This window comes from Alphaproteobacteria bacterium, from assembly GCA_017308135.1.
Classification (GTDB): Bacteria; Pseudomonadota; Alphaproteobacteria; order CACIAM-22H2; family CACIAM-22H2; genus Tagaea.
In genome coordinates this window covers 101,243-119,311 of the sequence record JAFKFM010000012.1, presented here as the reverse complement: position 1 = coordinate 119,311, position 18,069 = coordinate 101,243, and the positions used below count along the sequence as shown (strand labels likewise).

Annotated in this window: 16 protein-coding genes; 3 read left to right on the top strand and 13 right to left on the bottom strand. The window is 65.4% G+C overall.

The window, feature by feature from the left end; genetic code table 11:
• Positions 1–6: 6 nt before the first annotated feature.
• The 6 genes from J0H39_21975 to J0H39_21950 are packed head-to-tail and all read right to left on the bottom strand — an operon-like array spanning position 7 to position 6,617.
• On the bottom strand, positions 7–1,650 hold the full coding sequence (locus tag J0H39_21975; GenBank protein MBN9499433.1) for an iron ABC transporter permease: 1,644 nt from the start codon (positions 1,648–1,650) through the stop codon (positions 7–9).
• A complete protein-coding gene (locus tag J0H39_21970) occupies positions 1,647–2,711 on the bottom strand; it encodes an ABC transporter ATP-binding protein (GenBank protein MBN9499432.1) in 1,065 nt (354 codons plus the stop codon). Before J0H39_21970 ends, J0H39_21975 begins: the two co-directional genes overlap by 4 nt.
• A complete protein-coding gene (locus J0H39_21965) occupies positions 2,689–3,483 on the bottom strand; it encodes an inositol monophosphatase family protein (protein ID MBN9499431.1) in 795 nt (264 codons plus the stop codon). The genes J0H39_21970 and J0H39_21965 overlap by 23 nt, the downstream gene beginning before the upstream one ends.
• The gene (locus tag J0H39_21960) at positions 3,480–4,418 is read right to left on the bottom strand and encodes a proline racemase family protein (GenBank protein MBN9499430.1); all 939 of its coding nucleotides are present in this window, start codon (positions 4,416–4,418) and stop codon (positions 3,480–3,482) included. The genes J0H39_21965 and J0H39_21960 overlap by 4 nt, the downstream gene beginning before the upstream one ends.
• A 10-nt stretch (positions 4,419–4,428) precedes the next feature.
• Positions 4,429–5,697, bottom strand: a complete 1,269-nt coding sequence (locus tag J0H39_21955) for an FAD-binding oxidoreductase (protein ID MBN9499429.1) — start codon at positions 5,695–5,697, stop codon at positions 4,429–4,431.
• On the bottom strand, positions 5,676–6,617 hold the full coding sequence (locus J0H39_21950; protein ID MBN9499428.1) for a dihydrodipicolinate synthase family protein: 942 nt from the start codon (positions 6,615–6,617) through the stop codon (positions 5,676–5,678). The genes J0H39_21955 and J0H39_21950 overlap by 22 nt, the downstream gene beginning before the upstream one ends.
• A gap of 95 nt (positions 6,618–6,712) precedes the next feature.
• Here J0H39_21950 and J0H39_21945 point away from each other — a divergent pair, with 95 nt between their 5' ends.
• Positions 6,713–7,423: a GntR family transcriptional regulator gene (locus J0H39_21945; GenBank protein ID MBN9499427.1), complete on the top strand. Its 711-nt coding sequence runs from the start codon at positions 6,713–6,715 to the stop codon at positions 7,421–7,423.
• Here the strand turns inward: J0H39_21945 and katG are convergent.
• The 5 genes from katG to J0H39_21920 all read right to left on the bottom strand — a co-directional run bounded on the left by katG (position 7,420) and on the right by J0H39_21920 (position 13,692).
• Positions 7,420–9,603: a catalase/peroxidase HPI gene (gene katG, locus J0H39_21940; protein MBN9499426.1), complete on the bottom strand. Its 2,184-nt coding sequence runs from the start codon at positions 9,601–9,603 to the stop codon at positions 7,420–7,422. The genes J0H39_21945 and katG overlap by 4 nt on opposite strands.
• 226 nt (positions 9,604–9,829) lie before the next feature.
• Complete coding sequence (locus J0H39_21935; GenBank protein ID MBN9499425.1) at positions 9,830–10,822, bottom strand: aliphatic sulfonate ABC transporter substrate-binding protein; 993 nt, start codon at positions 10,820–10,822, stop codon at positions 9,830–9,832.
• A 28-nt stretch (positions 10,823–10,850) separates the two neighbouring features.
• Entirely contained in the window at positions 10,851–11,615 is a 765-nt protein-coding gene (locus tag J0H39_21930) for an ABC transporter ATP-binding protein (GenBank protein ID MBN9499424.1), read from the bottom strand.
• Positions 11,612–12,421, bottom strand: coding sequence for an ABC transporter permease (locus J0H39_21925; protein ID MBN9499423.1), 810 nt, complete (start codon positions 12,419–12,421; stop codon positions 11,612–11,614). Before J0H39_21925 ends, J0H39_21930 begins: the two co-directional genes overlap by 4 nt.
• Positions 12,418–13,692 carry an ROK family transcriptional regulator gene (locus tag J0H39_21920; protein ID MBN9499422.1) on the bottom strand — a complete coding sequence of 425 codons (1,275 nt, stop codon included), beginning with the start codon at positions 13,690–13,692 and terminating at the stop codon, positions 12,418–12,420. Before J0H39_21920 ends, J0H39_21925 begins: the two co-directional genes overlap by 4 nt.
• A gap of 108 nt (positions 13,693–13,800) precedes the next feature.
• Between J0H39_21920 and J0H39_21915 the strand changes: the two genes are divergently transcribed.
• Both J0H39_21915 and J0H39_21910 read left to right on the top strand, forming a co-directional pair.
• A complete protein-coding gene (locus J0H39_21915; protein MBN9499421.1) occupies positions 13,801–15,327 on the top strand; it encodes a sulfatase in 1,527 nt (508 codons plus the stop codon).
• A 71-nt stretch (positions 15,328–15,398) separates the two neighbouring features.
• Positions 15,399–15,788, top strand: coding sequence for a hypothetical protein (locus J0H39_21910; GenBank protein ID MBN9499420.1), 390 nt, complete (start codon positions 15,399–15,401; stop codon positions 15,786–15,788).
• Between the two features lie 4 nt (positions 15,789–15,792).
• Here the strand turns inward: J0H39_21910 and hutH are convergent, their stop codons facing one another.
• Together hutH and J0H39_21900 are read right to left on the bottom strand one after the other, a co-directional pair.
• Positions 15,793–17,328, bottom strand: a complete 1,536-nt coding sequence (hutH, locus tag J0H39_21905; GenBank protein MBN9499419.1) for a histidine ammonia-lyase — start codon at positions 17,326–17,328, stop codon at positions 15,793–15,795.
• 10 nt (positions 17,329–17,338) lie between these two features.
• Positions 17,339–18,040 carry a UTRA domain-containing protein gene (locus J0H39_21900; GenBank protein MBN9499418.1) on the bottom strand — a complete coding sequence of 234 codons (702 nt, stop codon included), beginning with the start codon at positions 18,038–18,040 and terminating at the stop codon, positions 17,339–17,341.
• Between the last annotated feature and the right edge of the window lie 29 nt (positions 18,041–18,069).

Genomic DNA, 18,069 nt, shown 5'->3' with positions numbered 1-18,069 from the left:
CTGTTTTTATTTGGCGGCGAAAAGATCGATCTTGAACACGGTGGTGGCGATCAGGATCGGGATCAGGATGACGCCGACCAGGACGAGCCCGTAGGCCGAGGCCTGCGCCATCAGATTGGAATCGATCAGACGGAAGATCTGGATCGGCATCGTCTCTTGCCCCGCCGAATAGACGACGACCGACGCGGAAAGTTCCGCGACCGTCGTGGTCCAGACGAGGACCGCCGCCGCCGCGATCGACGGCAGCATCAGCGGAAAGACGACCTTGAAGAAACTCCGCAACGGCGGCACGCCTAGGCTGATCGACGCGTCCTCGATCGAGTTGGGGATATTATAGAGCGTCGAGGATGCGTTGCGGATACCGAAAGGCAGGCGGCGGATCAGATACGCGACCACGATGATTGCGCCCGTTCCGGCGAGCGGTAGGAAACTGCCGTTGAACGAAATCATCAAGCCGATGCCCAGCACCGTGCCGGACAGCGCGAGCGGCAACGCCGACAGATAATCGATGCCGGGCGTGAGCGCGTTGCGCTTCTTGACGACCAGGAAGCCGACAACGGTGGAGATCAGCAGACTCAGCACCGTCGCGATGCCGGCGAAGATCAGCGTGTTGACGATGGGATCGGGGGCGGACAGGAACACGCGCTCCAGATTGGCGGTCGTCCATTCGCCCCAGCGCATCACGGGGCCGCGCGCGCGGGTGAAGGCGCCCGCGACGATGGTGACGAGCGGCAGCAGCGATACGATCATGATGAAGGCGGCGCCCAAGGCGATCGGCAGCGTAGCGAAGCCGGCGAGTGGACTTGGCTTGGCGCCACGCCCCTGCACGATCTCGTAACGGCCGCGCGACACGATCCAGCGCTGGACGAACAGCGCGCAGGCGACGATGCCGATGGAGACGGAGGCGAGCGTGCTCTGCATCACCGGGTTCGTGCCGACTTCGGACACGAAGCTCTGATAGGTCAGCACCGACAGGAGATAGACGCGCTGGCCCAGAATCGTCGCGACGGCGAAGTTGCCGACGACCAGGGTGAAGACCAGCAACGCGCTCGCCAGGATCGACGGGGCAACGACCGGCACCATCACTTTCAACAAGGTGCGGCCGGGCGGCACGCCCAGGCTCTGCGAGGCTTCCTCCAATTGGGAGTCGAAGCCTTTGATTGCCGCCAGCGTGCCGATATAGACGTAAGTGTAGTAGACGAACGTCATCACCGTGATCAGGCCGAACCAGCCGTAGAACGACGGCAGGCGGATTCCCCATTCCGCGAAGGCGCGGGTGACGAAGCCGTTATTGCCCAGGATCATCAGCCAGGTTTGCGCCGCGATCACCTCGGGTACGATCAACGTCGTCATCGGCAGCAAGGCGATCAGCGCCTTACCGGGAAACGAGAAACGTGCCGCGACGAAGGCGAGCGGCACGCCGATCAATGTTGACGTGACCGTGACGATGGCGCCAAGCAGCAGCGTGTTGGTGACGGCCGAGCTGTAGCGCGGATCGTTCACCAGCGTCGCCCAGCCCGATTGCCCGCCCGCCCCGGCCGACAGGCTGGCGCTCAGCACGTTCAGCAGCGGATAGAGCAGGAATAGCGCGAAGAGTGCGAGTGTGGCCGCCGACAGGACGAACCAGATGTCCTTGAAGGGGCGGGTCACGACGCGACCACCAAGGTCTGCGCGGGATCGAAGCGCAACGAAGCCGCATCGCCTGCGGCCAATCCGGGGACGGCGCCATGCGCTTCGATCACGATCTCGCGGCCCGATGCGGTCGCCACGCGGAAACTGGTGCGTCCGCCCAGATATTGGCGCCGGCGGACGGTGCAGGGAATGCTGTTCACGTCGTTGGCGGCGGGACCCAGCTTCAGCGTTTCGCCGCGCGCGATCAGCACGGCCTTGCCGGCGGGCAAGGCGGTGGGTGCAAAAGCCTGCAAGTTGGCGCCATCCAGCGCAACATGGGCAAGGGCGCCCGCGCTCGTCGGCGCAGAAAGTTCGACGTTCAGCGTGTTCGCCGCGCCGACGAAATCGGCGACATAGGCCGAGACGGGGCGCGCATAAAGGTCTTCGGGCCCGCCGACCTGTTCGAGCGTGCCCAGGCGCAACAAGCCGATGCGGTCGGACAGCGCCAACGCTTCCTCCTGGTCATGCGTCACCAGCACGGTGGTGATGCCGACTTGGCGCTGCAGATCGGCGATCGTCTCGCGCACTTGGACCCGCAGCTTGGCGTCGAGATTGGACAAAGGCTCGTCCATCAGCAGCACGGTCGGCTTGATGGCAAGCGCGCGGGCCAAGGCGACACGTTGGCGCTGACCGCCCGACAAGGCGGCGGGCATGCGTTGCGCGAAAGCGCTCAAGCCCACGCGCTCCAGATACTCGCCGACGGTGGTTTTGATCGTCGCTTCGGGCACGTTGCGCGCGCGCAAGCCATAGGCGACGTTGTCGTAGACGCTTTTGTCGGGAAACAACGCGTAATCCTGGAACACCATGCCGATGTCGCGCCGATAGGCAGGCAGGTCGGTCACGTCGCGATCGCCGAAGAACAGCTTGCCGGACCGCACGGGAATGAAGCCCGCGATGGTGCGCAACAGCGTCGTCTTGCCGCAGCCCGACGGGCCCAGCAGCGTGAACAGCGAACCGTCGGCGATGTCGAGCGACAGGCCGGAGATCACCGGCTCGGCGCCGTAGCCGACGACCAGATTATCGATGCGGATTCCCGCCATTTGCCAAAGCCCCCTGCACGATTTTCAAAGCCGCCTCGTGGCGGCGCTTATCGCCGCCCGCGAGAACGCGCGGGCCGCTGGCGATCGTCAATTCGTCGCCGTTCCAGTCGGTGATGATTCCGCCGGCCCCTTCGAGGATCGGCACGAAGGCGGCGTAGTCATGAAGTTTGAGGCCGGCGTCGATCGCCAGATCGGTGCGCCCTTGCGCAAGGCGGCCGTAGCTCAGCGCCGCGCCGCCATAGACACGCCACGCGGTGACGTCGCTCAACGCCGCCAGCGGCTTCTTGGCTTCCACGTCGAAGAAATCGGGATTGCTGGCGGATAGAATCGCATCGGCCAGCGTTTCGCCCTTGCGCGTTTCGCACGGCTTGCCGTTCAGCGTGGTTTGGCGGCCTTTCGCCCCCACCCAGCGTTCCTTGGTCGCGGGGAAATGGATCACGCCCAGCACCGGCTTGCCCTTATGGGCGAGGGCGATCAGCGTGCCGTAGACCGGCATGCCGACGACATAGGCCGCGGTGCCGTCGATCGGATCGAGAATCCAGACGTAATCCGCGTCGGGCGTCTTGGCGTCGAATTCCTCGCCCAGCACGCCGTGATCGGGATAGGCCGCGGCGATCATCGCGCGCAAGCGTTCCTCGATCGCGAGATCCATCTCGGTGACGAACGACTTGTCGGGCTTGGTCTGCGCCGCCGCATGCGAGCGCGCGTCGAGCATCGCGGCGGCTTGGTCCGCGAGCGTTTCGGCGAAGGCGACGAGCGCGTCCAGATTCATTCGCCGCTCCGCATGCCGTCGGCGAAGGGATCGTTCGCGTCGCGCAGCAGCGTGGCTTCGGCGACGACATAGGCGCGGCCGCGAATGCGCGGGATGATCCGCCCGTCAGGACCTGGGCGATATTTCGCCTGGAAGCGGCTGCCGACGATGCTTTCCTGCACCCATTCGGCGCCCGGCGCCAATTTGCCGTCGGCGGCGAGGCAGGCGAGCTTGGCGCTCGTGCCCGTGCCGCAGGGCGAGCGGTCATAGGCGCCGCCCGGGCACAGCACGAAGTTCCGGCTGTTCGCATTCAGATCGGCGGGCGGGCCGAAAAACTCGACATGGTCGATCTTGCCGCCGTCCTCGCCGGTGATGCCGGCGGCGGCGAGGGCGCGCATCGTCGCATCGGCGGCGCGCGTCAGCGACGGGATGGCACTCATCGTCAGCGCATAGGGCGCGTCCGACACCAGGAAGAACCAGTTTCCGCCCCAAGCGATATCGCCGACGACCGTACCGATATCGGGCACGTCGACCGCGACGGCTTTGCGATAGCGATAGGCGGGGACGTTCTCGATCTCGACTTCGTTGCGGCCGAGAAGATCGACCGTCACGTCGCCGACCGGCGTTTCGAAGCGATGCGTGCCGGGTTTGAGCCGGCCCAGATGCGCCAGCGTCACCGCCAAGCCGATCGTGCCGTGGCCGCACATGCCGATGACGCCGACATTGTTGAAGAAGATCACGCCCGCCGCCGCCGCCGGATCGACCGGTTCGCACAGCAAGGCCCCCACGACCGCGTCGTTGCCGCGTGGCTCGTTCACCGCGAAGCTGCGCACATGGTCGAACTTCTCGGCGAAGATCCTGCGCCGCTCGGCCATGCTGCCTTTGCCCAGATCCGGCAGACCGTCGATCACGACGCGCGTGGGTTCGCCTTCGGTGTGGGAGTCGATGACGCGCATGGGCCGGACCTTATCCGAAGCGTTGGAGATCGTAGGGGGCGAGCGGGATCGATGGTTGCGTGCCGGCGGCCAGCGCCGCGACGAGTTCCCCGGTGATCGCCGCCAGGGTCACGCCGAGATGCTGGTGTCCGAATGCATAAAGCAAATTGCCCGCCTTGCGCGAGCGCCCAATCGCCGGAATGTAGTCGGGCAATGTCGGGCGATTGCCGATCCAGCGCGTGCGCGCCGAGCCCTTGGGCACGCCGACGGCGGCGGCATGGGCGTCGAGCTTTGCCCATTTGCGCGGATCGCTGGGCGCGTCGATGCGCGAGAACTCGGTGAAACTGGTCATACGCAGCGTATTGGCGAAGCGCGTGATGATCGCGGATCGGTCGCCGAAGGCGATGGGCGGCAAGTCGCGCGGCCATTCGGCGTCGGTCAGGGTCGTGTCGATGTGATAGCCGCGCTCCGCGATCAGCGGGACGGGGCCTTCCAGCCCGCGCAACAATTCGCCCGACCACGCGCCGCCCGCGACCAGAATATGGTCGGCGTTCAGCGTTGTGCCGTCGGCGAGGATGGCACGCGCGATGCCATTCTCGATTTCCAGTCGCGCGACAGTGCCGGTCAGCTTGATGCCGCCCGCTTGGCGGAAGGAATCGTCGATCTTGCCGCGCAAGGCTTGCAGATCGATGACCTGACCCGTGCCGGTATAGCGCACGGCGCCGGCGGGTTTGATCGCAAGGCGATGGCCGAGCATCGCCAGTTCTTCGCCGGTCGCTTCGCGCGCGGCGGCGTAGCCGTAGTCGGTGGCGCAGGCCGCGCGGATACCGGCAGCGGCGGTCGCTTGTTTCTCCCAGACGACGAAATGGCCCTGCTCGCGGATCAGATCCGCCGCGCCGATCTCGCCGACCAAGCGATGCCAGGCGGGCAAAGCGGCGGCGACGATGGCTTTGAGCGCGCGCGAGCCCGCCTCGTAACGCGATGGCGTCGAAGCGGCGATCAAACGCAGACCGAAAGGCAGCCAAGCGCCGATATCGCGCGGCGGGAAAGCGGCGGGGCCGCCCGCGCTGTAAAGCCGCTTGTGCAGCGACAGCAGCGTGGCGAGCGAGGCGAGCGGTGTGACTTGCTCGCTGGCGAGATGCCCCGCATTGCCGAACGACGCGGCGCGCGACGGATCGCCCGCATCGATCAGCGTCGTCGCGAAGCCCGCTTGTTGCAGGCGTCGCGCGGCGGCGGCCCCGACGAAACCGCCGCCGATAACGAGGGCGGCCTTGCCGCTCACGGGCCGAGCGGGCGCCAGGTCGCGTACCACGTCTTGAAGCGCTTCCACTGCGCGTCGACATAGGTGCGCTGGCTGGCCGAAAGTTCGTCGGCCGGGTTGAAATGCAGCGTGTATTCCGGATACCCGGCGAGGACCATCAGATGCTTGTAGTACAGCACCAGATCGGGGCCTTCGTCGTAGCTGTTCAGCACGCCGAGCGCGCGATCGAGTTCCAACGCGCGCTGCGTGGCGATGGGGTCGCCCGCGGCCGCCTTGCGACACAACGCGACCAGATGCAGCGCTTCCTCGGGCAGCGCGTTGCCGATCCCGGTGATCGAACCGACGGCGCCGCAATTGACGAAGCCGTGGAACACTTGCGTATCCACGCCGACCAGCAGCATCAGATTTTTGTCGCGGCCGGTGATGTGTTCGGCGGCGTAGGTGAGCGACGCGGCCCCGCCGAATTCCTTGAAGCCGATCAGATGCGGATGCTTGGCGTTGAGTTCAAAGAACAGATCGGCCTTGGTCTCGTAGCCGTAATAGGGGCTGTTATAGATGACCGAGGGCAGGCCCTTGCCGGCTTCCAGCACGTCCATGAAATGCGCGCGTTGCGCGGCGACCGAAGGCCCGCGCGACAACACGCGCGGAATGATCATCAAGCCATGCGCGCCGACCTTCTTGGCATGGGCGGCGAGGGCGGCGGCGCGCGCGGGGTTTTGCGCACCCGTACCCACGACCGTCGGCACGCCGGCGGCGACCAGGCGTTCCACGCCGATCATTCGCGCTTCGTCGGTCAGCAGCGGCCAATCGCCCATCGAGCCGCAATAGACCACCGCACTCATGCCGGCCTTGATCAAGGACTGGCCGGTGCGCACCAGGGCGTCGAAATCGGGTTCGCGCGATTTGGTGCAGGGCGTCATCAACGCCGGAATCGTACCGAGGAACGGATTGGCGGCCATGGAGCTTCCCTTCGTGCTTGTTTCGGCGAATGTAGATTGTATAAAATCTCCGAGTCAATAGCCTTCTTCACGCGACGGGGATAGATTCGCGAATCATGGCCAACGCGTTGACTCACCGGACCTTGTCGTCGGCGATCGCCGACCAGCTGCGCCGGTCGATCCTGGGCGGCGAATACGCGGCCGGCGCGCAATTGCGCCAGGACGCGCTGGCGGCGTCCTTCGGCGTCAGCCGGATTCCGGTGCGCGAGGCGCTGTTCCAGCTCGAGGCCGAAGGCTTGGTGCAGATCGAGCCGCATAAGGGCGCCGTCGTCACCGGCATTTCGATGGCGGAGGTCGACGACGTGTTCGATCTTCGCGTCGCGTTGGAGGCACGGCTGCTCGCCGATTCGATTCCGAATCTAACCGACGCCGATTTCGCGCGGATCGATGCGGCGCGCGAAGCCTTCGATCGGATGGTCGCGTCGGGCGATATCTCGATTTCAGGCGGGTTGAACGCGGAGCTGCATCTCGCGTTCTACGCTGGCGCCAAACTGCCCAAGACCGCCGCGATCGTCGCGGGTTTGCTGCAAACCAGCGATCGCTATACGCGTTTGCAATTGTCGTCGACCAAGGGCCTCGCGAAAGCGGGACGCGAACATCGCGAACTCGCCGCGTTGTGCCGCAAGCGCGACGCGGCCGGCGCCTTGGCGCTGTTGAAGGCGCATATCGAAGCGGTGCGCACCGATCTCGCCGCCGTCCTCAAAAGAACGCCCGGCCTCGTCGCCGAGGGCCGGGCGTCCAATGTCGGCCGTAAACCGCGCGCTTAGGCGAGGTCGTAGCGGTCGGCGTTCATCACCTTCGTCCAGGCTTTGACGAAATCGGCGACAAATTTCTTCTTCGCATCCGCCGCGCCGTAGACTTCGGCAACGGCCCGCAAGCGCGAGTCCGAACCGAAGACCAGATCGGCGCGCGTCCCCGTCCACTTGACCTTGCCGGTCTTGCGTTCGCGCGCTTCGTAAACACCGTCGCCCGCGGGCTTCCACTCGTAAGCCATGTCGAGCAGGTTGACGAAGAAGTCGTTCGTCAGCTTGCCGACCGCGTCGGTGAACACGCCGTGCTTGCTGCCGCCGGCATTGGCGCCGAGCACGCGCAAGCCGCCGACCAGCACCGTCATTTCGGGCGCGGTCAGTTTCAGCAATTGCGCGCGATCGATCAGCGCCACTTCGGCGGGCACGCGCGTTTTGCCCTTCACGAAGTTGCGGAAGCCGTCGATGACGGGTTCCAGCGGTGCGAAGGACGGCACATCGGTCTGTTCTTGCGATGCGTCGGCGCGGCCCGGCGTAAAGGGAACGGTCGTTTCCACGCCCGCATCCTTCGCCGCCTTTTCGACGGCCGCAGTGCCGGCGAGCACGATCAGGTCGGCGATCGAGATTTTCTTGCCGTTCTTGGCGCTTGCGTCGAACTCGGCCTTCACCTTCTCCAACGCCGCCAAAACTTTGGCGAGCTGGGCGGGGTCGTTGACCGGCCAATCCTTCTGCGGCGCCAAGCGCACGCGGGCACCGTTCGCACCGCCGCGCTTGTCCGAGCCGCGGAACGTGGAGGCCGAGGCCCAGGCGGCGGAAACGAGTTCCGACACCGTCAAGCCGCTCGCCAGGATCTTCGCCTTCAGGCCCGCGATATCGGCCGCATCGACCAGTTTATGATTGACCGCCGGGATCGGATCCTGCCAGGGCAGGACTTCCTTCGGCACCAGCTTGCCGAGATAACGCGCGCGCGGGCCCATGTCGCGATGGGTCAGCTTGTACCAAGCGCGGGCGAAAGCATCGGCGAACGCAGCGGGATCGGCCAGGAAACGGCGCGAGATCTTCTCGTAAGCCGGATCGAAGCGCAGCGCCAAATCCGAGGTCAGCATCGCGGGCGCGTGACGCTTGGTCGCGTCATGCGCGTCCGGGATCGTACCCGCACCCGCGTTGTTCTTCGGGCGCCATTGATGCGCACCGGCCGGACTCTTGGTCAGTTCCCAATCGTATTTGAACAGATTGGTGAAGAAGTCGTGGCTCCACTTCACCGGCGTCGAGGTCCAGGTGACTTCCAGACCGCTGGTGATCGCGTCGCCGCCTTTGCCCGTGCCATGCGAACTGGCCCAGCCGAAGCCTTGCGCTTCGATCGTCGCGGCCTCGGGATCGGCGCCGACCTTCGCGGCGTCGCCGGCCCCGTGCGTCTTGCCGAAGGTGTGACCGCCGGCGATCAGCGCGACGGTTTCCTCGTCGTCCATCGCCATGCGCGCGAATGTCTCGCGGATGTCGCGCGCCGAGGCGACCGGATCGGGGTTGCCGTTCGGACCTTCGGGGTTGACGTAGATCAGACCCATCTGCACGGCGGCGAGCGGGTTCTCGAGATCGCGGTCGCCGCTATAGCGCTGGTCGTCGAGCCACTTGGTCTCCGGGCCCCAATAGACCGACTGATCGGGCTCCCACGTATCCGCGCGCCCGCCGGCGAAGCCGAAGGTCTTGAAGCCCATCGATTCCAGCGCGACGTTGCCGGCTAGGATCATCAGATCGGCCCACGAGATCTTGCGGCCGTATTTCTGCTTCACCGGCCACAACAGGCGGCGCGCCTTGTCGAGATTGACGTTGTCGGGCCAGCTATTCAGGGGTGCAAAACGCTGCTGCCCGTCGCCCGCACCGCCGCGCCCGTCGGCGATGCGATAGGTGCCGGCACTGTGCCAAGCCATGCGCACGAACAGGCCGCCATAATGGCCGAAATCCGCTGGCCACCAATCCTTGGAATCGGTCATCACCGCGTGCAGATCCTTGACCACGGCGTCGAGATCGAGGCTTTGGAATTCCTTCGCGTAGTCGAAATCCGGCCCCATCGGATCGGACAATTCCGAGTGCTGATGCAGCATCTGAAGATTCAGCTGCTCGGGCCACCAGGCTTGATTGGTTTTGCCGGTATGTCCGAAGGGGCATTTCCCGGCGGCCGGTTTTTCGGTTTGCGAGCCCATCTGTTTCTCCACTGAATGATTTGTAAAATCGCCGGTCCGATGCCGGACCGTGGCCGAAGCATCGAACGGCATGGCCCTATGCGTCCAACGGGCTTTATCGGTCGTATCAATCGAATTTGGCGATGATATGGCGACGTAAAAATGAAATAAGCGATTACGAACAAACGAAAACGGCCCCCCGCCGCGAAGCGAGGGGCCGTTTGGCCGCAACGATATGCCGGAAGGCTTACTTCACCGACGCGTAGCGCGCGCCCAGATAGTAATTCTTCGGGTCGACGACCTCCGGCACGCGGCCGAAGGTCTTGAACATCTCGTTCATGCCCTTGAGCCAGCTATCGACCGTGCCGTCTTCCGACAATTTAGAAAGTTCGGCGCTCGTATAGTACTGCGCGAACTCCGCCTCGGCCTGGAGATTGGCCTTCGGCGCGCCCAGCATCGCGGCCGTCCAATCGACCGCGCGGCCGACGTTCTGGTGGCGCTGGTCGTTGGCGTCCTTCAGCAGGCGGATCATCGCGTCGACAAGCCCGTTGCTCGCCGGTGCGTCGAGCTCGTTGCGCATGATGAAGCTGCTGGGGAAGCTGTTCTTGGGCAGCGCGTCCTTGTTGGTGAACAGCTCGTTCAACGCGGGCACGCGCGTCTTGATCGTGGCGACGTGGGGATACCAGATGCCGGCCCCTTCGACTTGGCCGGACGCGAACGCCGTTACGATCGTCGCCGGGTCCATGCTGACGCGCTTCACGTCGTCGACCGTCATGCCGGCCGATTGCAACGCGAGGCGCAGCAGCATGTCGCCCGACGTGCCTTCCGGCACGGCCACGGTCTTGCCGCGCAGATCTTGGATGCGCTTGATCGCGGGCTGGGCGATGACGCGGTCGGAGAAGCCCACGACATTCATCGCGACCAGCTTGGCCCGGCCGGTGATCGGCAGCCACAACGCGCCCGGCCCGATATAGCCGAAATCGAGATCGCCGGTGCCCAGCGCCTGGATTTGGATCGGGCCGTTGGTGAAGCCCTTGATGTCGGGCGTCAGGCCGTACTTCTTCCACAGGTCGAGATTGTTGGCGACGGCGGTCAGCGACGCGCCGTGGAAATCGCCGATATAGCCGATGCGCACGCGGATCGCCTGGGCGACGGCGGGGGCGGCAAGGGCGCCGATCGCGACACCGGCCGCGGCCGATTTCAGCAGCGTGCGGCGGCCGATATGGTTCGTCTTGGTCATGGGGTTCCTCCGGTTATGGTTCGGTTTTTCAGTGCTGGTGATAGACCGCGTGCCACACGCGATTGCGCAAATCCTGGAAGCGCGGCGACAGGCGGATGTCTTCGGTGCGCGGATAGGGCAGATCGACATCGACGATCTCGTGGATGCGGCCCGGTCGCGCGGCCATCACCACCACGCGATGGGCGAGGAACACGGCCTCGTCCACATCGTGGGTGATGAACAGAATGGTGCGTTTGTCGCGCGCCCAGGTGGCGAGCAATTGTTCCTGCATGTTGACGCGCGTCAGCGCGTCCAGCGCGCCGAAGGGCTCGTCCATCAGCAGCACGGCGGGATCGACCGCATAGGCGCGCGCGATGGCGCAGCGCTGCTTCATGCCGCCCGACAAGGTTTTGGGCAGCGCATCGGCGAAGGCCGACAAGCCGACGAGGTCGAGGCAGCGCGCCACGATGCGCGCGCGTTCTTGCGCGGGCACGCCCTTGATCTCCAACCCGAAGCCGACGTTCTGCGCGACCGTCAGCCAGGGGAACAGCGCGTATTGCTGGAAGATCACGCCGCGCTCGGGCCCGGGGCCCGCGACGGGCTTGCCGTCGACGCGCACTTCGCCGCCGGTGGGTTCCTGCAAACCCGCCGCCATATTCATCAGCGTGGATTTGCCGCAACCTGACGGGCCGACCAGTGTGACGATCTCGCCGTCCGCGATGTCGAGATCGAGATCGTTGACCGCGCGGAATTCCTGGCCTTGCAGCACGAAGGCGCAGGACACGCGCGCGAATTGGATTTTCGGCGTTGTCATCGGCGCTCCTGCCACACGGTCAAACGCTGGTCGAGCCACAGCAGCACGCGGTCCATCAACAGGCCGGTGATGCCGATCGTGATCAGCGCCACGAAGATCGTTTCGAGATCGTAATAGATTTGCGCCTGCTGCATCCGGTGGCCGAGGCCTTGCTGGGCGGCGATCAGTTCGGCGGCGACCAGCGTGGACCAAGCGGCACCCAGCCCCGTGCGCATGCCCACCAGGATGAAGGGCGTCGAGGCGGGGACGATCACGCGCCGGAACACGGCCGCATCGCCCGCCCCCAGCACGCGCGCGGCGTTGATCAGCACGCGATCGACGTTCACCACGCCCTGATAGGTGGAGATGACGCTGACCAGAAACGCCGCCAGCGTGATGACGAAGACCTTCGGCACTTCGCCGATGCCCAGGAACACGATGGCGAGCGGGATCATCGCCAGCGGCGGAATGGTGCGGAAGAATTGGACGTAAGGCTCCATAAGCCCGCGCGCCCAAGTGTACCAGCCCATCAGGAAGCCGATGGGAATGGCGAGGGCCGTGCCGATCGCGAAGCCCAGCAGCACGCGCTGGACCGAGGCGGCGAGATCGACGAACAACTGGCCGTTGGCGATCAACTGGACCGCGCGCGCCGCGACCGACAGCGGGCCGGGCAGGCCCGCGAGATCGATGAAGCTGAGCAGCGACCACAGCGCCAAGCCCAATACCGCCGCGAGCAGGTTCAGCGCCAGCAGCTTGCGCCGCATCTCGCGTTCGCGCAGCGCATGGCGCCGGGCGAGGCCGTCGTCGGGAATCGCGGTCTCAGTCATGTCGCCTCCACGGCGCGGTAGGTGTCGGGCTGGCGCAGCAAGCGGTCGAAGCCGACGATCGCCGCGCCTTGAATGGCGCCGGCGGGACCCAGCGCGGTGCGCGACAGGCGCACCGGCTGCATCAATTCGTCGGGCACGTTGCGGGCGATCTCGGTCAACAAGCGCTCCAGCGTCGCGTCCGAAAGACCGGCATAGATGCCGCCCAGCACGACGATCGACGGGTTCTGCAGATTGATCGCGACGGCAAGGCACAGCGCCAGATTGGCGATCGTTTGGTCGAACAGCGCGACGGCGACTTTGTCCTTCGCGTTCGCGCGCCGCTCCATCTCCTCGACGATCTGGATTTTCATGTCGCGACAATCGAGCACGTCGCGCAGATACGGCTCGCGCAGCACGCCGACCAGCGTGCCGTCCGTGGCGACGCGATCGGCGAAGCGGTTTTCGCCCATGCGCAGATGGCCAAGCTCGGCGACGCCGTAATGCCCGTGCGGGCTCGGCGTGATGCCGTTCAGCATCGAAGCACCCACGCCGTATTTGGCCTGCACGAACAGCATCGGCTGATCGGCGTCGAGATGCTTGTGGCGGAACTCGGCGAAGGCCATCGCGCGGGTGTTGTTGTGCGCGATGACGGGAATGCCGATCTTGGATTCGATATGGTCGGCAAGCGGCAGATCGCGCCAGCCGAGCTGATAGGAAACGCGGATATGGCGCAGCTTCGTGTCGGTCATGCCGGGCATGACCAGCACCACGGCGGCCGGGCGGCAGCGTTTACGCGCGAGGTCCGCCAGCCGCGTGCGGATCCAATCGGTCAGGCGGCGCAGAATCGCTTGCGGCGCGCCATCCGACAGCGCCAGCGCATCCTCGCGCGCGTCGCGGGCGACAAGGTCGAGCCCGACGACGGCGCTGCGCACGAGGCCGGGTTCCAGCGACAGGCATAAGGTTTCGCACGCGGCGGGGTTGAGGCGCAGCACGGTACGCGGGCGGCCGGGCTCGCGCGGGCGCGCACTGCCCGCCGCTTCGACCCAGCCCAGCGCCTCCAGCTCCGTCACCACCTTGCTCATCGTCGTGGTCGAACGGCCCAGGGCGTCGCACAGCTCGATCTGCGACATGGAACCGCGATCGCGCAGGCACAGCAACGCTTCCATCCGGTGATGGACGCGTAAGCGTTCGACCGGCGTGTCTTTGCGCACGCCGCGCGCGGCCGGCTTGCGGCGCGGCCGGCTTGCGGCGCGGCGGTCGAGTTTGCGGGCAGGGGCGACGGGCATTCCCATTTAATTATTCCTTGGTGGGAATTAAATCGATAAGCTGTGCCCCTGTCAATCGCTAGAGGCGGGCGCCAGGGTCCGGTTTCGAGACCCGGCGCATAGGGAGAGATACGGATGTCGAAAGCGGCGCGGCCGAATATCGTGTTCATCATGGCGGACGATCACGCTTCCAAGGCGATCGGCTGCTACGGCTACGGCATCAACGCGACGCCGAACATGGATCGGCTGGCGCGCGAGGGCTTGCGGGCCAATCACTGCTACGTCACCAATTCGATCTGCACGCCCAGCCGTGCCGCGATTCTGACCGGCACCTATAATCACGTGAACGGCGTGATGACGCTGGCGGATTCGATCGACAACCGCCTGCCCAACGTCGCCAAGCATTTGCGCCAATCGGGCTATCGGACCGCGATTTTCGGCAAATGGCATTTGGGCGAAGGCCGCCCGCACGAGCCGTCGGGCTTCGACGCCTGGGCCGTGGTGCCGGGCCAGGGCGATTATCACGATCCGCTGTTCCACGAGCCGGGCGGCGAGCGGCGCTATCCGGGCTACGTCACCGACATCATCACCGATATGTCGATCGACTGGATGGAAAAGCGCGACGCGTCGCGGCCCTTCTTCCTGATGTGCCATCACAAGGCGCCGCATCGCTCGTGGGAGCCGCATCCCAAGTATCGCGATTCCTACAAGGATCCGATCAAGCTGCCCGACACGTTCGACGACGATTACAAGAATCGCGCGAAGGCGGCCTCGGCGGCGCGCATGCGCATCGCCGACGACATGACCTATCTCGATCTCGGCCTCGTCCAGCCCGATGGCGGGTCGGAGGTCGGCGAATTGCTGCTGGCGTCGATGAATGTGCGCAAGCTGCCCAAGCCCAAGGACGTGCGCGGCCTGCGTCTGATCGACAAGGATACGGGCGAGGTCTTCACGTTCCAGACCCAGCGGGAATACGACGAGTTCAAATTCCAGCGCTATATGCAGCGCTATTTGCGCACGATCGCGTCGGTCGACGAAAGCGTGGGGCGCATCCTCGATTTTCTCGACGCCAACGGCCTTAAGCAGAACACGCTGGTCATCTACACGTCGGACCAAGGCTTCTTCCTGGGCGAGCATGGCTGGTTCGACAAGCGCTTCATGTACGAGGAATCGTTCCAGATGCCGTTCCTCGCGCGCTACCCGGCCGAGATTCCGGCGGGGACCGTGTCGAACGACATTTTCAACAACGTCGATTTCGCGCCGACCTGGCTCGATCTCGCCGGCTTGCCGGTGCCGAGTTACATGCAAGGGCGCAGTATCCGCCCGATCTGGCGCGGCAAGGCGCCAGCGGATTGGCCGCAATACGCGTATCATCGCTATTGGATGCATCGCGATGAGTTCCACAACGCCTACGCCCATTACGGCATCCGCGATCATCGCTACAAACTGATCTACTGGTACAACCAGGGCTACGGTCTCGCCGGCACGCTTCCGGGCGGCGAGACGCCGGAATGGGAATTCTTCGATTGCGAGAAGGATCCGCTGGAGCTGTTCAACGTCCACGCGGACCCGGCCTATAAGGCCGAGATCGCGCGGATGACCAAGCTGCTGGAAGCCAAGATGGCCGAGATCGGCGACGTGCCCGCCCATAAGATGGGCTGACGCGCCGCTCTTTCGCCGCAAAGTCGCCGTGCCAGTGCCGCGGGAAAACATCCGCGAACTTGCGGGAAGGAATGCGGCCGCGCGAAAATTCCATTTCGGGGATTGCGTCTAACGGCCGCAACGATGAGCGCCGCGTCTTTGCGCCGGCCGCCATGCGCGGCTTCCCGGTTGCGCCGTCGGCCGTCGCGTGGTCGGGATGGATCGTCGTCAATCCGAGGCAGAAGGAGAGAGCCATCATGACTCACCCCCAAAGCACGACGAAGATCCCGACGCCCAAGCCGCGCAAGGACGCGGCATTGAAGGAAGCGGAGAAGGAGAAGGCCGCGCGTCACCCCGACGACATCGATCCGGTCGAGGAAGCGCTGGAAGACAGTTTCCCGGCCAGCGATCCGCCGGCCTTCGGCGGCACCACGCGCATCGGCATGCCGCCGAAAAAGAAGCCGGAGAAGAAACCCCAGTAAGGCTTCAATGCGCGAGGGCGGCGATCGCGTCGTCGTTCACGCTCTCGGGGATCTTGCCGTTCGCGACCAATGCGGTCGCGGCGGCGAGATCGGGCGCCATATAGCGGTCCTCGTCCAGCGCGGGGACCGCGTGGCGCAATGTCGCGATCGCGGCTTGCAGCTTCTTGCTGGTCGTCAGCGGCGCGCGCAGCTCGACGCCTTGCGCCGCGCATAACGCCTCGATGCCGAGAATGCCGTAGAGATTCTCGGTCATCGCCAGGAGGCGGCGTGCGCCATGGCACGCCATGGAGACGTGATCCTCCTGATTGGCCGATGTCGGCGTCGAATCGACCGACGCGGGATGCGACATCTGCTTGTTCTCGCTCATCAGTGCCGCCGAGGTCACTTCCGCGATCATCAAGCCGGAATTGAGCCCGGGTTTGCGCGTGAGGAACGCGGGCAAACCGTAGCTCAACGCGGGATCGACCAGCAGGGCGATGCGCCGCTGCGCGATCGCGCCGATTTCGCACACAGCGATGGCGATCTGGTCGGCCGCGAAGGCGACGGGCTCGGCATGGAAATTCCCGCCCGACACAACGCTGTCGTCGGGTAGCACCAGCGGATTGTCGGTCACCGCGTTGGCTTCGATTTCCAGCGTCGCGCCGGCTTGGCGCAGAAGATCGAGACAGGCGCCATCGACCTGCGGCTGACAGCGCAGGCAGTACGGATCCTGCACGCGCTCGTCGCCGTCGAGATGGCTTTGACGGATGATCGAGCCTTCGAGCAGCCCGCGCAACGCCGCCGCCGTGTCGATCTGACCGCGATGGCCGCGCAATGTGTGGATCCCCTCGACGAAGGGCGCGGACGATCCCATCGCGGCGTCGACCGACATGGCGCCCGTTACCAAAGCGGCGGCCAGCGCCCGCTTGGCGCGGAAATACCCGGCCAAGGCGAGCGCGGTCGAGGCTTGCGTGCCGTTGATGAGCGCAAGGCCTTCCTTGGCGACGAGGACAACGGGTTCAAGGCCCGCGCGCTTCAGCGCTTCACCGCCCGGAAGACGCTCGCCCTGATAGAAGGCTTCCGCTTCGCCCATCATGACGGCGGCGAAATGGGCGAGGGGCGCGAGGTCGCCCGAAGCGCCGACCGAGCCTTTTTCGGGAATGAGCGGTGTGACGCCCTTGTCGAGCATCGCTTCGATCAGGCGCACGAGATCGAGCCGCACGCCCGAAGCGCCGCGCCCGAACGAGATCAGCTTCAGCGCCATGATCAAGCGCACGACGTTCTCGGGCATCGGTGCGCCGACGCCACAGCAATGCGACAGGATCAGGTTGCGCTGAAGCGTCGCGGTGTCCGCGACCGCGATCTTGATCGAGGCGAGTTTGCCGAAGCCCGTATTGATCCCATAGACCGGCGCGTTGCCCGACGCGATCGACGCGACGCGCGCGGCGGCCGCTTCGATGCGCGCGTCGCCGCCGCGATCCAGCACGGCGTTTTCGCCCCGCCAATAGATCGAGGCCAGTTGATCGAGCGTGACGTGGCCGGGGCGGAGCGTGACGGTCATGACGGTGTCCTCAGAGTTGCGCTTGCAGCTGGTAGCCGGGCTTGAAAATCTGGCGCACGGCGGTGACGACTTGGCCGGCACGCCGCGTGATGCGATCGATCGCCATCAGCCCATCGCCTTGCGCGCAGCGCAAAATCGCGGCGTCGCGCTTGCCCGCGACGATCGCCGAAAAGGCGATCTCGCCGCCTTCGAAGGGCACGTTGCGCACCAGCCATTCGTTCGCACTGATTTCGGTGAAGTCGATCTTGCGCGCCTTGGGCACGGCGGCGAGATTGATCCAGCGATCCTCGTAGACATAGGGCGCGTCGTCGCCCAGATGCAGCGCAACGAGATGCAGATGTTCCTCGCCTTGCTTCGCCTGAAGCCGCGCGCGGGCGGCGAGCGGGGGTGCTGCGATCTCGCGCGAAACGAGTTCGTGGAAATAGCGCATGCCTTTGCCCTCGATCTCGACGCGCAGCACGGGAATGTCGAGCTTCGCCTTGCGCGACGGATTGAGCGTCACGCGCGTGCCCGCCTTGCGGCGGCGATCGAGCAATCCGTCCTCGGCCAATTGGCGCAAAGCGCGGTTCACCGTGGCGCGCGCACAGCCGAATTCCTCGGCCAGCGCCTCCTCGTGCGGAATCGCGTCGCCGGGACGCCAAATATGCGCGCGGATACGGCGCAGCACTTCCGTTTGCACCGCCTGCCAGGAATTGATTTCGGCCCCTCTCATGCGCACGGGTCCTTGACTCGGATAATATG

Bases quoted from the DNA above. Each gene is read 5' to 3' on its own strand.
- J0H39_21970 (MBN9499432.1), bottom strand. From the start codon at position 2,711: ATGGCGGGAATCCGCATCGATAATCTGGTCGTCGGCTACGGCGCCGAG.
- J0H39_21965 (MBN9499431.1), bottom strand. From the start codon at position 3,483: ATGAATCTGGACGCGCTCGTCGCCTTCGCCGAAACGCTCGCGGACCAA.
- J0H39_21960 (MBN9499430.1), bottom strand. From the start codon at position 4,418: ATGCGCGTCATCGACTCCCACACCGAAGGCGAACCCACGCGCGTCGTG.
- J0H39_21950 (MBN9499428.1), bottom strand. From the start codon at position 6,617: ATGGCCGCCAATCCGTTCCTCGGTACGATTCCGGCGTTGATGACGCCC.
- J0H39_21945 (MBN9499427.1), top strand. From the start codon at position 6,713: ATGGCCAACGCGTTGACTCACCGGACCTTGTCGTCGGCGATCGCCGAC.
- katG (MBN9499426.1), bottom strand. From the start codon at position 9,603: ATGGGCTCGCAAACCGAAAAACCGGCCGCCGGGAAATGCCCCTTCGGA.
- J0H39_21935 (MBN9499425.1), bottom strand. From the start codon at position 10,822: ATGACCAAGACGAACCATATCGGCCGCCGCACGCTGCTGAAATCGGCC.
- J0H39_21930 (MBN9499424.1), bottom strand. From the start codon at position 11,615: ATGACAACGCCGAAAATCCAATTCGCGCGCGTGTCCTGCGCCTTCGTG.
- J0H39_21925 (MBN9499423.1), bottom strand. From the start codon at position 12,421: ATGACTGAGACCGCGATTCCCGACGACGGCCTCGCCCGGCGCCATGCG.
- J0H39_21920 (MBN9499422.1), bottom strand. From the start codon at position 13,692: ATGGGAATGCCCGTCGCCCCTGCCCGCAAACTCGACCGCCGCGCCGCA.
- J0H39_21915 (MBN9499421.1), top strand. From the start codon at position 13,801: ATGTCGAAAGCGGCGCGGCCGAATATCGTGTTCATCATGGCGGACGAT.
- J0H39_21910 (MBN9499420.1), top strand. From the start codon at position 15,399: ATGCGGCCGCGCGAAAATTCCATTTCGGGGATTGCGTCTAACGGCCGC.
- hutH (MBN9499419.1), bottom strand. From the start codon at position 17,328: ATGACCGTCACGCTCCGCCCCGGCCACGTCACGCTCGATCAACTGGCC.
- J0H39_21900 (MBN9499418.1), bottom strand. From the start codon at position 18,040: ATGAGAGGGGCCGAAATCAATTCCTGGCAGGCGGTGCAAACGGAAGTG.